The following is a 13,621-nucleotide window of genomic DNA, read 5'->3' as shown; positions in this document are numbered from 1 at the left end:
ACCGAGGAGGGCGATTGAAATGAGAACCATCACCATGGCAAACGGAGAGACTGTCGAAGTGGAATGTTTGAGCTGCGCACTCGTAAACGGCTTGATCGAACCAGAAGGCGGAGTCGTTGTAGAGACAGAGTATTTTCATGCCCATCAGGATGTGGCTTATCCCATTCCTGGGTTGATCATTCTTGCATCAAAGCGCCACTTGAAAAGTCTGGACGAATTGACGGAAGCGGAACGGCTCGATTACATCACGATCTTGTCAGAAATCCGAAAAGCACAGCGCGATGTCCTTGGCATCGAGTCGGTCTATTATTTCTATAATGAAGACACCACGCATCATTTCCATACATGGATGGTGCCGCGCTATGACTGGATGTACGAGTTTGGGCGTTCTGTCGAGTCGGTAAGGCCGGTGCTTTTGCATGCGCGAAACGAGATGAATGATGAAGCGAATGTAAGGAATGTGAGGCAAGCGATTGCGGCATTGACGGAAGAACTGAAACGATGAAGAAAGTAAAAATCTTCGATGCCCATTTACATATTATCGACCCGCGATTTCCAGTAACCCCAAATCAAGGCTATTTGCCGCCTGCCTTCACCGCTGCGGATTATGCCCAGTCAGTGGAAAACTTCGAAGTAACCGGCGGCGCCATCGTCTCGGGCTCCTTTCAGGGGTTTGACCAATCGTATTTATTGGATGCACTCGACACACTAGGCAGCCGGTTTGCTGGGGTGACGCAATTGCCGGCGGATACGCTTGATGAAGAAATCCTTCGGTTACACGACAAAGGTGTACGTGCCGTACGCTTTAATGTAGCGCGCGGTGGTTCTGAAACGATTGCTCAACTTGACCGTTTTGCCAGACGCATCCACGAACTCGCCGGATGGCACGCTGAGTTGTACGTCGATTCGCAAGATTTAGGGGAACTGAAACAAACCATCAGCCAGTTGCCTGCAGTTTCAATCGATCATCTCGGATTATCGAAGCGAGGCTTTCCTGAACTCTTAAAGCTAGTAGACGAAGGCGTGAAGGTAAAAGCCACTGGGTTTGGGCGAGTTGATCTCGATCCGTCTGAAGCGATCAAGACTATTTATAAGCTCAACCCCGAAGCGCTGCTATTCGGAACCGATTTGCCATCAACCCGCGCCAAAAGGGCATTTCAGGCAAGTGATGTAACAATGATCCAAGAAGCGTTAGGAGAACAAGAAGCAGAAAAAGTTCTCTATCGCAATGCGTTAGCGTGGTATGGAATTGAATAATTTTTATTGGAGCCAAGTAGCTGAGGTGAGTCGCTAAAAGTAAACTTGAACGGTAGCAGCGAATTAGATCAAAGTTGTCTTAGCAATATGCGCTGCTGAAAAATTTATAGCGTGTGATTTTACGACTATAGAATAAGTGAGAAAACAGGTGAATCCCCGAAGATAATACCCGAACCTTTCCATCTAGCAGGCGTCCAAAGAGTAATAAGGAAAAAGGGGTGGGCGCATGGGCTTCTGGTATATGCTGTTGTTATTCATTGGAATTTGTTTATTATTTGCAGGGATCTTGCCAAAAAGAGGGTTTTCAGCCGGTGTGAAAATCGGATTGTTAGTAGGCGGCGCAGCGTGCATTGGGTTTTCATTGTTCATGTTCTCGCCTGGCAGTGCGGAAATCATAGCGGAGCTGCTTGGCTGGGGACCGGAAACGGAGTGATAGGTAGTGGCGACGATATACATCATCCGGCATTGTGCCGCAAGCGGCCAGGAACCGGATGCGCAGTTGACAGAAAAGGGAAGAGAACAAGCAGTAAGGCTGGGTGGATTTTTGAGTGACGCCGGAATTGAACGGATTGTCTCAAGCCCTTATTCACGGGCTGTTCAATCGATCGAGGTATTAGCTGAGGCTTTGGCTGTAGAAGTGGAAACTGACGAACGCTTGAAAGAACGGGTACTGAGTTCTGGAAATCTCCCGGATTGGTTCGAACAATTGAAAAGCACATTCGATGATCACGAGCTCGCTCTAGAAGGCGGAGAGTCGAGCCGGCAAGCACTAGAACGAATTTATCAAGTAGTACGAGAGCTGGAAAACGGTGATTGCGAACGAACTGCCATCGTAACTCACGGCAATATTATGGCGTTGTTATTGTCGCGTTATATCGATGGCTTCGGTTTTGAAGGGTGGCGCGGGTTGAGCAATCCGGATGTGTTCGTGTTAATGACTGAACCCGGCAGAACGAGCTGCAAAGCTTTGTGGGAAGGCTCTATCAATGATTAAAGCGGTGCTCTTTGATTTGGATGGGACCTTACTCAATAGAGATGCGTCAGTCGCCTCTTTCATCGCTGAACAATATGAGCGCTTACGGCCGTCATTGGGGCATATTCCAAAAGCGCTCTATAAGGAACGGTTTATCGAATTGGACCAGAGGGGCTATGTCTGGAAAGATAAAGTCTATGCGCAATTGATCCAAGAGTTTCAAATTGAACGGGTGGCCATGGAATTTCTACTGGAAGATTATGTCGCCAATTTTCGCTTTCACTGTGTCCCGTTCGATGGGCTCGAGAGCATGCTGGAGAGTTTAAAGGCACAAGACTTGAAACTGGGCATCATTTCAAACGGCAAACATCCGTTTCAAATGGGCAATATCGACGCCTTAGGTATCGCACATCATATGGATGTGATATTGATCTCTGAAAGTGAAAACCTAAGAAAGCCGGACCCGGAAATTTTCTACAGGGCACTAGGACGATTGAGTGTGGAAGCAGCGGAAAGCATATTCGTCGGGGATCATCCCGTGAATGATATTGACGCGGCACAAGCTGTTGGAATGTTTGGCGTATGGAAGCCTTCAAGCACGTTGGACAAAGCACCATTAGCCAATGCTCAAATTGAAGAATTGGACGAATTGAACCGTATCATCGAGATATTAAATGCGTAGCCGGTCCACAGAGGGCCGGTTTTTTGGTGGGAACTGGCAGGTATATTAAAGGTTTGTAAAGAATCGCTTATTTCGTTGAATGTGTTTTTTTCGTCGTGTAAAGTAATGATATCGAAAATCGATATCAGATTTCGTAATCAGCAAATTTATAAAGGAGCATGTCCATGGAAGACAAAGTGCTGCGGAAGTTATTTCTCGGTTTTATTCACATTCATGTGCTGCATCATGCGAAACAAAGCCCCATCTACGGGACGTGGATGCTTGAGGAGCTGCGCGAACATGGCTATTCCATCGGTCCTGGCACCTTATATCCGATTCTTCACGGCATGGAATCAGATGGCTTGTTGCTGCGAGAAGAGCGAAAAGTAGAAGGCCATATTCGCAAATATTACAGCATTACCGAAAAGGGAAGTTATGTGCTAAAGGATGCGCAAGAGAAAGCGTATGAATTGTTCAAGGAAATCAAAGATTAACGGGATAGGAGAGAATTATGGCTCAACCACAAAAAGAAAGTAGACTGAAACTCTTATTGGAAATTTTGTTCGTCTCGACACGTCTCGGACTGACTTCATTCGGCGGGCCCATTGCACATTTAGGTTATTTTCATAACGAATATGTCCGCAGAAGAAAATGGATGGATGAAAAAAGCTATGCCGATTTAGTGGCGCTTGCCCAGTTTTTACCGGGTCCCGCCAGCAGCCAAGTCGGAATCGGAATCGGGGTCATGCGCGGAGGGCTTATCGGGGGAATCGTTTCTTTTATCGGTTTTACGTTGCCTTCTGTGATCGCGCTCATCTTGTTCGCGTTGCTTTTACAAAGTTTTGATGTCTCGGATGCGGGCTGGATCAAGGGATTGAAAATTGTCGCAGTGGCGGTTGTCGCCCACGCCATTTTGGGGATGGCGAAAAATTTGGCGCCGGACCTCAAGCGCAAGGCGCTGGCGCTATTGGCGTTGATCGGTACCTTGTTGTGGCCCTCATCGTTATCGCAGATCGGGGTCATTTTAATAGCGGCGTTGATCGGCTATATGCTTTATAAAAACAGTGCCGAAACGACAGAAGGCCGCATAAAATTTCCCGTCACGAAAAAAATAGGGGCATTGAGCCTGATGTTGTTCTTTGCCTTTCTTATCTCGCTGCCGATTTTGCGTGAAGTGACCGGTTCTTACTGGGTGGCGATGTTCGACAGTTTCTACCGTGCCGGCTCCTTAGTGTTTGGAGGAGGGCATGTCGTCTTGCCGCTTCTAGAACGAGAATTTGTGCCGACCGGCTGGTTAACGGAAGAAGCCTTTCTTGCCGGGTACGGGGCGACACAAGCCGTTCCAGGTCCCTTGTTTACGTTTGCTGCGTATCTTGGGACCGTAATGAACGGTTGGACTGGAGGATTATTCGCGACAGCGGCCATCTTTTTGCCTGCGTTTCTATTGATCGTCGGAGTATTGCCGTTTTGGGATGCGCTGCGGACGAACCAAAAAGTCAAAGGCGCTATTATGGGAGTCAATGCGGCAGTGCTCGGCATTTTGATTTCAGCGTTTTACACACCTATCTGGACGAGCTCAATCACACAGCCAGCCGATTTTGCATTGGCGGCCATTCTTTTCAGCTTGCTCGTCTACTGGAAACTTCCGCCTTGGATCATCGTTTTGTGCGGCGCGCTCGGTGGAACATTAATCGCATGGATCTAAAGGAAAACCGCTGTCATAGGATGGCGGTTTTTTTCTGTCTGCGTGAGCATTTTCGTACGCCTTCTGAAACTGAAGCGTTACAATAGGTGAGGTAAAGGAGTGCTAATCAATATGACACAAAAAACATTTCAACAGATTCCTCTAGCTGTGCTCGATTTGGCGCCAGTCAATGAAGGCAGCAATGCAACGGAATCATTTGCCAATAGCGTAGAACTTGCGCAGCACGTGGAAAAACTAGGCTTTAACCGCTACTGGTTGGCGGAACACCATAATATGCCGGGCATCGGCAGTTCAGCGACGTCCGTATTGATTGGGCATATCGCCGGCAAGACCGAGTCGATCCGTGTCGGCTCAGGTGGCGTCATGCTGCCGAACCATGCGCCGCTCGTCATTGCAGAGCAATTCGGGACACTTGCGTCATTGTATCCGGATCGCATCGACTTAGGGCTTGGCCGTGCGCCAGGAAGCGATCAGGCGACGGCTTACGCTTTGCGCCGTACGCTTAACAGCTCAGGAGATGAGTTTCCGCAACAAGTAATGGAATTGGAGAATTATTTCTCCGATAAGCCAGTCGGACGGGTCAAGGCGTATCCGGGAACAGGCATGGATATCCCGCTATGGCTGCTCGGATCAAGTGGCTTCAGTGCACAGCTTGCCGCACAAAAAGGCTTGCCGTTTTCTTTCGCCAGCCATTTCGCACCGGATTTCACGATGCAGGCGTTGCAATTGTACCATCAGAACTTTAAGCCGTCTGCGTCTCTTGACAGCCCTTATGCGATGGTCGGTGTTTCTCTTATTGTCGCCGATACGCAAGAACGGGCGGAATGGCTCGCCACCTCTTCGCAACAGCAAATGTTTGCGTTGATGAAAGGCGAACCGACAACCTTCCAACCGCCGATCGAGGATCTTGGGTCGGTCTGGACGCCGCGTGAAATTGTCATGTTCCGCGATAAACTCAAATCCGAATCGATGATCGTTGGCACACCGGAAGTTGTTCGCGAGAAGCTTGCTGCTTTTATCGAAAAAACCCGTGCCAATGAAGTGATTGTCAGTTCCCCGATCTTCCACCAGGAAGACCGGCTGCGTTCCTATTCATTGCTTTCAGATATGATGGAATAAAAAAAGCATCAGCTTGAGGGGAAACTTCCCCTTTGGCTGATGCTTTTTCAATAGACCCTGGATGATGAGTGGGGTCAGTGAAGGTCTTTGGATTTGGCTTCATCATGCTTCATGATTTGCATTTCGATATCCTCATCATTTCTTGGATAATCCGGGCCGCCTTCGCCGATCATGTTCAAGATTGAATCGAATTCTTCAGCTAGCCAATCCTTCAATTCCTTCGGTTCGCTATCTTCGTCAGTTCTTGCGTAATCTGGGCCGCCTTCGCCAATCATGTTCAAAATTGCATTGAACTCTTCGTCGAGCCGCGATTCAACTTCTTTCCGTTCTACCCATTTCCGTTCCATGATGGTATCCTCCTTCTGTTAAAATCGCAAGAATGACAGATGTGTTATATTCACTTCTTATTATACAAAATATTCTGTCTTTTTGGTATTTATTTGGCTTTAAGAATTAGGGTGTTAAATGGAGGACAGGCTTATTTGTATAGCGTTGTGACAATAGGAGATAAAACCCCCTCAGCCATTTTCAGGCGAGGGGGGGTGGCTTATTCGTTTAAATATTGCTCCATCGATTCAAAAAAGCGAGAAGAAGTTTTTTCGAACCATTCGGGATAAACCGAATCCGGCTGTTCCGGAATCGTATAGGCGAGCTCGGTTCGCAAATCATTTGTCAGTTCCATTTTCTGGCGCGGTCCATCGGCTGTAAGCCAATTGAACTGAGCTCGGCGGTTGTCATTGGCAAATTCAAACCACTCGCTTTCGGTCTCGGGCGAGTCGAATAAGTCCTCAGTAGAAATGAGCATCCAGCTTTCGCTTTGATGCTTTGGCGGAAGCCATAAGCTCTTTGTCATCTCGCCTTCTTCAACAGGGAAATCGTAAATCTCATGACGCAATTCCTGTACGCGTTCCCCGTTTCCAAGAGGCAGGTCGCGGGATACGTAAACATTGCCTTGCAGCGTTTCGGTATCTGCACTTCGGATTACCCCATATGGGTTGCGCGTCGCGTCGGTGCCGTAAATTTCTTCCTCTCGCTGCAGCATCGGGTCTTCGTTCCAGCGCTGAATCGCAGCATCCTCTAAGCTGCCGCGGTTCAGCGAAAACGTAAACGGCATCCAGCTGGTGTTTTTAGCTTTATCGAACAACAGAACATCCCCGTTTGGCAGGGTTTCTTCGATAATAGCTAACGAGCCGATAGATAGACTAAGGAAAGTCAATGGGTAAGTATTGGTTGTGACATTTCCATCTGTTTTCTCTTGTGCGTCACCGAGTGTGATGAAGGTTGGCTTGTCGATACTTAACGTGACATCTTCATAGGTATAAAGCGTTTCTTCATTTTTCAAGAACATGACTGCTGTAAAGATGATCAGCGCCATGAAAAATAATGTAAGGGTCAATATGATAATCTTTCTGAACAAAATTCCCACCTCAAATTTCGGCTATTTCCTGCACTCCCGATTATAGCACGGGGACAGGCCGAAAGAAGGTGGGAGTTTTGAGCATCGCATGAACGTTTTCGTCAAAGTACTTTATCCAGGAAGTCACGCGCCCGGTCACTTTTCGGTTGCTGGAAAAAGCTTTCGGGTTCGCCTTCTTCGACAAGAACGCCGTGATCTAAAAACAATACGCGGTCGGCGACTTCGCGGGCGAAGCCCATTTCGTGAGTAACGACGACCATCGTCATGCCGGATTTCGCAAGATCCTTCATCACTTCGAGCACTTCTTTGACCATTTCCGGGTCAAGTGCTGAAGTAGGTTCATCAAATAGCATCAGTTCGGGTTCCATCGCCAGTGCACGGGCAATGGCGACGCGTTGTTTCTGGCCGCCGGACAAGCTATTCGGGTAGGCTTTGGCTTTTTGCCCTAAGCCGACACGCTCCAGCAATTGCCGTGCCTTTTCTTCGGCTTCGTGTTTTTTGACGCCTTTCGCTTTCATCGGCGCATACATCAAATTATCCTGTACAGTCATATGCGGAAATAGATGAAAATGTTGGAACACCATACCGATTTGCTGGCGGATTTTATGGATGTCTTTTTTGGAGGCGGTCAAGTTCTTGCCGTTGACTTCAATGTTTCCCGAGCTGGGTGTCTCGAGTAAGTTGAGGCAGCGCAGGAATGTCGATTTACCGGAACCGGATGGGCCGATGATTGCGACGACTTCGCCTTTTTGAATACTAGTTGTAATATCGCTCAATACGAGGTTGTCCCCGAACTTTTTCGATAAAGCTTGTACGTCAATCACTAAGCTTCAATCTCCTTTCAATCATGCGCCCGATGACTGTCAAGCCCATAACGAGACACCAGTAAATCACACCGACAAATAATAGCGGCTCAAAATTGCGGAACAAGTCTGCTCCGACCACTTGGGCACGACGCATCAAGTCCAAATAGCCGATGGTCGAAACGATGGCGGATTCTTTCGTTAAAGTGATAAATTCATTCATCAAGGCAGGCAAGATGTTCTTAAGGGCTTGTGGCAGGATGATGTCCTTCATCATCGCGCCGTACGGAACGCCGAGAGCCTGTGCCGCTTCTAGTTGGCCTTTATCGACCGCTTGGATGCCGGCGCGGATGATTTCAGAAATATAAGCGGATGAGTTCAAGCCGAATGCCAGAATGGCGGATAGAAACGGCGAGATATCATAGCCGGTCAATTGAGGGATCGAATAATAAATGATCATCAGCTGCAAGATCAGCGGCGTCCCCCGGAAAATCGATGTATAGGCGTCCGCGAACCATTTTAACGGCTTGGCTGAACCAATTTTGAATAATGCCAGCCCAGTCCCCAAAAGGGAGCCGAGAATGATCGCGAAAAAGACGAATTTTAAAGTGACCCAAATGCCTTCAAGCATGAAGGGAATATATGGAATAATTTGCGAAAAATCAAGATTCATAACAGTTCCAACTCTTTTCTAGTGGCGAATTTTACTGCTCGTCTGTGAGCCATTTGTCTTTCAGTTCATCCAACTTGCCGCTTTCTTCCATTTCAGCGAGCACGGTGTTGACCTCATCGACTAAATCGCTGTCTTTCGGGAAGGCTACGGCCATACCCGGTGAAGCAGTGGTCGGGTCATCAAAAGCGTCCAATCCTTGCGCTTCGATATAGCCAAGTGCCACTTGCTTATCCATATAAGCGGCGTCGATACGGCCGGAAAGAATTTCCTGAACTAAAGCCCCAGAATCGTCGAGTGCCTTTAATTCGAAATCGATGTCTTCTTCTTCAATAATGCCTTTCGCGCCTTCTTCTTGAATCGTGCCGAGCTGAACGCCGACCGTCAATCCTTCCAAGTCTTCCAGTGTTTCAAGTCCTGAGTCTTTTGCCGAAACGAACATTTCGCCTGAATGGTTGTATTCCGTGGAGAAATCGACATTTTCTTTACGGGCATCCGTCGCAGACATGCCAGCCAAGACGAGATCGACGCGGTCATTTTGCAAAGCACCGATCAAACCGTCGAATTTCATGTCGGTGATTTTCAGTTCAACGCCAAGCTCATCTGCGATATAATTGGCAAGGTCGATATCAAAACCAACGATGTCGCCTTGTGGGTTGCGCGATTCAAATGGTGCGAACTCAGCGGACGTGCCCATTTCCAATACCTCTTTTTGTTCCGTAGTTCCAGTTGCTGTATCTTCTTGGCCGCAAGCTGCCAATAGCAATGCGGAAGCACCGCCTGCAAGTAATAATAATTTTTTCATTATAAGTTCCTCCTGTGTATGTTTATTCGATAAAATGAATCTTAACACGTTATCAGGGTGAATAAAAGATTTTTTATGCGTATTTATGAATAATTATTAATTCTAATAATTCAGGAAATGGGAGTGTGAAGAAATGAAAACTTTGCTTTTGACGGGATTTGAACCGTTTTTGGATTACACCATCAACCCGACAATGAGAGTCGTAGAACGGCTAGACGGAGAGGAAATAGGGGGATACCGGATCATCAGCCGGATCTTGCCAGTCGATTTCAACCGGTCAGGGCAGCGCATACTGGAGTGGATCGAAGCATTAGAGCCGGATGCAGTTGTTTCGTTAGGACTTGCGGCTGGACGCTATAAAATAACACCGGAGCGGGTCGCATTGAACGTCAAAGATGGCGATCAGGATAATGAAGGCTACCAACCGGTCGATGAACCGATTTCAACAGCAGGACCGGATGCTTATTTGTCGACTTTGCCGGTGCGAGAGATGACGCAAGCGCTCATAGAGGCAGGACTTCCGGCAGAAATCTCCAATACAGCGGGTGCATATCTATGCAATAACATCATGTACGAAGGGCTGCATTATGCAGCAATGAACAAGCCGGACATGCTGTCAGGCTTTATCCACATCCCAGCAGACCACCAGCTGGCGATCGAGCACGGGAAGCTACCGAGCTGGTCCCACGAAGACTTAGCAAGGGGCGTGCGCATTTGTCTGGAAACGATGGGGCAAGACGGGCGTGAAAACAAAGCATAAGGCAAAAGGCAGGGCATCATAGCTCTGCCTTTTTGATTTTTCATTATTTATCGCATAAAGCGTGAATTTTCTTGGAATTTCTGATGGAACTTCGGTTGAATTCCAGTAGGATAGGGATAAAGAATAGTTTAGGGAGGTGCCTTATGCTTGAAACGGACAAGCTGACCAAAAAATTTAAAGATACCCTAGCAGTGGATGATGTAAGCCTGGAGCTTAGAAAAGGCGAATCGGTTGGCCTTCTTGGACCGAATGGCGCGGGGAAGTCAACTGCCATCGCCATGATTTCGACTTTGTTGAAACCAAGTTCAGGAGATGTCAGGCTACATGGCAAAAGCGTATTAAAAGATCCAGGAGACATGCGTCGTGTGCTTGGCGTAGTTCCGCAGAAAATTGCCTTATATGAAGAGTTGAGCGCTTATGAGAACTTGAAGTTTTTTGGCCGCCTGTATGGTTTGTCGGGCAAAAAGCTCGAACAGCGGATTGGCTATGTGCTGGATCTTGTCGGCTTGGCAGACCGCAAAAAAGAGCTGGTCAAGCATTATTCCGGAGGCATGCAGCGCAGGGTTAATTTGGCGGCGGCGATGATGCACGAACCGGAAGTGCTGATTATGGACGAACCGACCGTGGGCATCGACCCGCAATCGCGCAATCATTTGCTCGAGACGATTCGCAGGCTGAACCGCGAAGAGGGCATGACCGTGCTTTACACGAGCCATTATATGGAGGAAGTGGAGAAGTTATGCGACCGAGTGTATATCATGGACCATGGCAAGGTCATAGCAGAAGGCACAAAAGAAGAGCTGAAGGCTATTTTATCGGATCAGGAAACCGTATGGATTGAATTCGACCAAAGTTATCCGGAATTGTTCAAGAAGCTCAGCGAAATCGAGGGCGTCCAGCATGCGGATATTGAAGAGCGGAGCCTGAAGTTGATGATCCCGAAAGGCATGCGCTTGCTTGCCTCGTTGTTCCATGAGGCCGAGCGGCACGGGGCGCAAGTCACCAATGTCCATGTCCAAACGCCGACACTTGAAGATGTGTTTTTAAGACTGACCGGGCGCACTTTGCGGGATTGAGGAGGGGGCATTATGGGAGCTTTTCTGATTAAGGACATTATGTTGCTATTGCGCGATCGATACGAATTGATCATATTGCTGGCGATGCCTTTTTTATTGATCGCGATTCTCGGGTTTTCGTTGCGGGGAATCTTTTCCGGCGATTTGGAAGCGTTGGAAATGGACGTAGCGCTTATTGTAGAAGACGATGAAGCACAGGGAATTGAAATGGTACAAAACAGCATCGACGGAATGGGCCTGCCGCAAGAGTCTGAACAAACGCTCAAGCAGGCAGCCGAATCAGCCCGCCCGCAAACAATGCTCACGTCGCTTTTGGATAATGAAGAGATTAGTGGCTTAGTGAGAATCGAACGAATGGGGCGAGATCAGGCAGAAGAAAACCTGGAGGCGCAATCGATAGATGCGGTCCTCATTGTGCCCGATGGATTTACCCAAAGCGCGTTAAACAATATGCTGTTCGGCGCAAGTGGCGGGGCGCAGCTGGAATTGCTTGCTGCCGATGTGGCTTCACCAAAATCTGATGTCCTTGTCTCCGTCCTTGAGGAGTTTGTTCGCACCGTGAACTTCGAGTCATCGATTTCCCGGCTGGCAGGCGATACTGAGACGGTGGCGGTTGCGGGTGGTATTGAAACGATTACTGCACAAAAATCCATGACTTCGTTTCAATACTATACGATCAGTATGGCGGTCATGTTCGTACTATTTGTCGGATCGGCCGTGGCTAGACAAGCAAATCTTGAGCAAAGGCAAATGGTGTTTGAGCGCATCCGTCTATCGAACCGGCCGCCGTTATTATATTTAAGCAGTAAAGCCATCGCGGCAGCAGCGATCGTATCGGTACAGCTGATGTTGCTGTTTGGATTATCGACATTGCTGTTCCAGACATTTGCTGTAGACTCTTGGGATTTCTGGCTGGGAATTGCCTTGATTTCGGTAGTGCTGGCAGTTTCGGTCGGCTGTCTGGCTGCATTTATGGTCGCCTTGACTTTGCGGGTTGAAAGCGATGCCGTTCCGGCAATTTTCTCTGCCGGCGTCATTTCACTCATGGCATTTGTCGGAGGCAGTTTTGTGCCGCTTGATGGCATGCCTGAGTCGATTCGAACAATCGGCAGCTGGACACCGAACGGGGCAGCGCTGTCAGCTTATTTTTCCTGGATGCTGGATCCTGATGTTCACCAATTGTCAGGACCGCTCGCTCGCATCTGTGCAGTAGGCGTACTGTTCTTAGCGGCAGCGCTTGCCCTATTCCCAAGAAAGGGGGGAGCTGCATGAAAGCTGTCTTTTTACTGCAGTGGCGAAGATTTTACCGCCAGCCGCTACTTGTGTTGGCGATGTTTGGCCTGACGGTTATTTTTGTCTCAGTTTCAGCTGCGGGTGGGGAAGATGAGCCAGTTCTCGTCCCTGTTTATACTGAATCGTTGAAGCAAGAGCAAGCGCTGGAATGGGTGGAACGCTTGAACGCCGAAAAGCAATTTGCGTTTAAGTGGATGCAGCCGTCTGAAGCACGTTCCTACGTAGCGGAAGGTGATGTTCCGCAAGCGGTCGAGTTGATGGAGGCGGATTACCGCCTGTTGGTCGGCAGGGAAGATCCTGCACGCTTAGCGCTGGACTCAATGCTTCGCCGCGTCTACTCAGTGGAATTACGCCTCGAGAATGCAGCGCAAGAGGTGCCGGAAATCCGGGAGCTTATGGACTCGGCGCTATCAGACCCAGCGCTGCAATTATCGGCGGTCTCACTTCAAGCGAATGGGGATGGCGACAAACTCCAGTTATTATTCGGAATGACTTTGTTTTTCGTCATCTATACGATCATGTTCAGCCTGGTGCGGATTGTGGACGAGAAACGGACTGGCACTTGGAATCGGATGATCATGTCGCCGGTTCGCAAATGGCAGATGTACTTTGGGCATTTGGGCTTTAGTTTTCTAATCGGTTTTTCGCAAATCGCCCTTATTTTTCTGTTATTCTGGTATGCTTTCGATTTTGAGATGGGCGATCGTTTCTGGCTTTTGATTGTGATTGCGGCTTGCTATACTTTTGCCATCGTAGCGCTGGGGCTATTGATCATCTCGCTTATTTCCAAGCCCCAGCAGTTAAGTGCCGTCATTCCAATCGTTGCGACTGGAATGGCGATGGTGGGCGGTGCGTTCTGGCCGATTGAGTTGGTGACCAATGAGGTCTTGCTTACGGTATCGAAAGTATTGCCCATCACATACGGTCTCGAAGCTTTAACGAGTGTCGCGGTTTATGGAAACGGATTGCCGTCGGTTGCCATGCCACTCGTAATGCTCCTAGGTTTTGGCGGAATTTGCATGGCGATTGGCATCCGCTTACTGGAATGGCGCAGCATCTCATGAAAAAAAGAACCGCCACTG

The 13,621-nt window shown here is 48.5% G+C and carries 17 protein-coding genes; 12 read left to right on the top strand and 5 right to left on the bottom strand.

The genetic code is table 11. The annotated features are described in order from the left end of the window. Positions 1 to 19: 19 nt before the first annotated feature. From BBI11_RS11345 to BBI11_RS11310, 8 genes are all read left to right on the top strand, one after another. A complete protein-coding gene (locus BBI11_RS11345) occupies positions 20 to 505 on the top strand; it encodes an HIT family protein (RefSeq protein WP_068463394.1) in 486 nt (161 codons plus the stop codon). Further along, the gene (locus BBI11_RS11340; RefSeq protein ID WP_068463392.1) at positions 502 to 1,257 is read left to right on the top strand and encodes an amidohydrolase family protein; all 756 of its coding nucleotides are present in this window, start codon (positions 502 to 504) and stop codon (positions 1,255 to 1,257) included. Before BBI11_RS11345 ends, BBI11_RS11340 begins: the two co-directional genes overlap by 4 nt. 226 nt (positions 1,258 to 1,483) lie before the next feature. Then, entirely contained in the window at positions 1,484 to 1,690 is a 207-nt protein-coding gene (locus BBI11_RS11335) for a hypothetical protein (RefSeq protein ID WP_068463390.1), read from the top strand. Between the two features lie 6 nt (positions 1,691 to 1,696). Then, on the top strand, positions 1,697 to 2,251 hold the full coding sequence (locus BBI11_RS11330; protein WP_068463388.1) for a histidine phosphatase family protein: 555 nt from the start codon (positions 1,697 to 1,699) through the stop codon (positions 2,249 to 2,251). Next, positions 2,244 to 2,912 (top strand): HAD family hydrolase, encoded by a 669-nt coding sequence (locus BBI11_RS11325; RefSeq protein WP_068463386.1) that lies wholly within the window; start codon positions 2,244 to 2,246, stop codon positions 2,910 to 2,912. Before BBI11_RS11330 ends, BBI11_RS11325 begins: the two co-directional genes overlap by 8 nt. Positions 2,913 to 3,076: 164 nt before the next feature. After that, positions 3,077 to 3,385 carry a PadR family transcriptional regulator gene (locus tag BBI11_RS11320; protein WP_068463384.1) on the top strand — a complete coding sequence of 103 codons (309 nt, stop codon included), beginning with the start codon at positions 3,077 to 3,079 and terminating at the stop codon, positions 3,383 to 3,385. Positions 3,386 to 3,402: 17 nt separating this feature from the next. Then, positions 3,403 to 4,596, top strand: a complete 1,194-nt coding sequence (chrA, locus tag BBI11_RS11315; RefSeq protein WP_068463383.1) for a chromate efflux transporter — start codon at positions 3,403 to 3,405, stop codon at positions 4,594 to 4,596. A gap of 111 nt (positions 4,597 to 4,707) precedes the next feature. Continuing rightward, complete coding sequence (locus tag BBI11_RS11310) at positions 4,708 to 5,715, top strand: LLM class flavin-dependent oxidoreductase (RefSeq protein ID WP_156889063.1); 1,008 nt, start codon at positions 4,708 to 4,710, stop codon at positions 5,713 to 5,715. Between the two features lie 74 nt (positions 5,716 to 5,789). Here the strand turns inward: BBI11_RS11310 and BBI11_RS11305 are convergent, their stop codons facing one another. From BBI11_RS11305 to BBI11_RS11285, 5 genes are all read right to left on the bottom strand, one after another. Further along, positions 5,790 to 6,062 carry a hypothetical protein gene (locus BBI11_RS11305; protein ID WP_083389069.1) on the bottom strand — a complete coding sequence of 91 codons (273 nt, stop codon included), beginning with the start codon at positions 6,060 to 6,062 and terminating at the stop codon, positions 5,790 to 5,792. Between the two features lie 200 nt (positions 6,063 to 6,262). Then, positions 6,263 to 7,111, bottom strand: coding sequence for a hypothetical protein (locus BBI11_RS11300; protein ID WP_237150265.1), 849 nt, complete (start codon positions 7,109 to 7,111; stop codon positions 6,263 to 6,265). A gap of 122 nt (positions 7,112 to 7,233) precedes the next feature. After that, entirely contained in the window at positions 7,234 to 7,956 is a 723-nt protein-coding gene (locus tag BBI11_RS11295) for an amino acid ABC transporter ATP-binding protein (protein WP_068463376.1), read from the bottom strand. Beyond that, positions 7,949 to 8,608, bottom strand: a complete 660-nt coding sequence (locus tag BBI11_RS11290; protein WP_068463374.1) for an amino acid ABC transporter permease — start codon at positions 8,606 to 8,608, stop codon at positions 7,949 to 7,951. Before BBI11_RS11290 ends, BBI11_RS11295 begins: the two co-directional genes overlap by 8 nt. 31 nt (positions 8,609 to 8,639) lie before the next feature. Further along, positions 8,640 to 9,410, bottom strand: a complete 771-nt coding sequence (locus tag BBI11_RS11285) for an ABC transporter substrate-binding protein (protein ID WP_068463372.1) — start codon at positions 9,408 to 9,410, stop codon at positions 8,640 to 8,642. A 133-nt stretch (positions 9,411 to 9,543) separates the two neighbouring features. On the opposite strand from BBI11_RS11285, the gene pcp reads away from it, so the two are divergent. The 4 genes from pcp (at position 9,544) to BBI11_RS11265 (ending at position 13,603) form a co-directional block, all read left to right on the top strand. Then, the gene (gene pcp / locus BBI11_RS11280; protein WP_068463370.1) at positions 9,544 to 10,170 is read left to right on the top strand and encodes a pyroglutamyl-peptidase I; all 627 of its coding nucleotides are present in this window, start codon (positions 9,544 to 9,546) and stop codon (positions 10,168 to 10,170) included. Between the two features lie 143 nt (positions 10,171 to 10,313). Next, positions 10,314 to 11,246, top strand: coding sequence for an ABC transporter ATP-binding protein (locus BBI11_RS11275; RefSeq protein WP_068463368.1), 933 nt, complete (start codon positions 10,314 to 10,316; stop codon positions 11,244 to 11,246). 12 nt (positions 11,247 to 11,258) lie between these two features. After that, on the top strand, positions 11,259 to 12,518 hold the full coding sequence (locus BBI11_RS11270; RefSeq protein ID WP_068463366.1) for an ABC transporter permease: 1,260 nt from the start codon (positions 11,259 to 11,261) through the stop codon (positions 12,516 to 12,518). Next, positions 12,515 to 13,603 (top strand): ABC transporter permease, encoded by a 1,089-nt coding sequence (locus BBI11_RS11265; RefSeq protein ID WP_068463364.1) that lies wholly within the window; start codon positions 12,515 to 12,517, stop codon positions 13,601 to 13,603. The genes BBI11_RS11270 and BBI11_RS11265 overlap by 4 nt, the downstream gene beginning before the upstream one ends. Positions 13,604 to 13,621: the final 18 nt, after the last annotated feature.

Origin of the sequence: Planococcus maritimus, assembly GCF_001687625.2 — a bacterium.
Lineage (GTDB): Bacteria > Bacillota > Bacilli > Bacillales_A > Planococcaceae > Planococcus > Planococcus maritimus.
Note: the sequence above shows the minus strand (reverse complement) of the source record. Positions and strands in the feature narration are given on the sequence as shown.

Excerpts from the sequence above, each read along its gene's own strand:
- BBI11_RS11270 (WP_068463366.1), top strand. The coding sequence starts at position 11,259 with ATGGGAGCTTTTCTGATTAAGGACATTATGTTGCTATTGCGCGATCGA.
- BBI11_RS11305 (WP_083389069.1), bottom strand. The coding sequence starts at position 6,062 with ATGGAACGGAAATGGGTAGAACGGAAAGAAGTTGAATCGCGGCTCGAC.
- BBI11_RS11275 (WP_068463368.1), top strand. The coding sequence starts at position 10,314 with ATGCTTGAAACGGACAAGCTGACCAAAAAATTTAAAGATACCCTAGCA.
- BBI11_RS11325 (WP_068463386.1), top strand. The coding sequence starts at position 2,244 with ATGATTAAAGCGGTGCTCTTTGATTTGGATGGGACCTTACTCAATAGA.
- BBI11_RS11285 (WP_068463372.1), bottom strand. The coding sequence starts at position 9,410 with ATGAAAAAATTATTATTACTTGCAGGCGGTGCTTCCGCATTGCTATTG.
- BBI11_RS11290 (WP_068463374.1), bottom strand. The coding sequence starts at position 8,608 with ATGAATCTTGATTTTTCGCAAATTATTCCATATATTCCCTTCATGCTT.
- chrA (WP_068463383.1), top strand. The coding sequence starts at position 3,403 with ATGGCTCAACCACAAAAAGAAAGTAGACTGAAACTCTTATTGGAAATT.
- BBI11_RS11340 (WP_068463392.1), top strand. The coding sequence starts at position 502 with ATGAAGAAAGTAAAAATCTTCGATGCCCATTTACATATTATCGACCCG.
- BBI11_RS11310 (WP_156889063.1), top strand. The coding sequence starts at position 4,708 with ATGACACAAAAAACATTTCAACAGATTCCTCTAGCTGTGCTCGATTTG.
- BBI11_RS11345 (WP_068463394.1), top strand. The coding sequence starts at position 20 with ATGAGAACCATCACCATGGCAAACGGAGAGACTGTCGAAGTGGAATGT.
- BBI11_RS11335 (WP_068463390.1), top strand. The coding sequence starts at position 1,484 with ATGGGCTTCTGGTATATGCTGTTGTTATTCATTGGAATTTGTTTATTA.
- BBI11_RS11265 (WP_068463364.1), top strand. The coding sequence starts at position 12,515 with ATGAAAGCTGTCTTTTTACTGCAGTGGCGAAGATTTTACCGCCAGCCG.
- BBI11_RS11320 (WP_068463384.1), top strand. The coding sequence starts at position 3,077 with ATGGAAGACAAAGTGCTGCGGAAGTTATTTCTCGGTTTTATTCACATT.
- pcp (WP_068463370.1), top strand. The coding sequence starts at position 9,544 with ATGAAAACTTTGCTTTTGACGGGATTTGAACCGTTTTTGGATTACACC.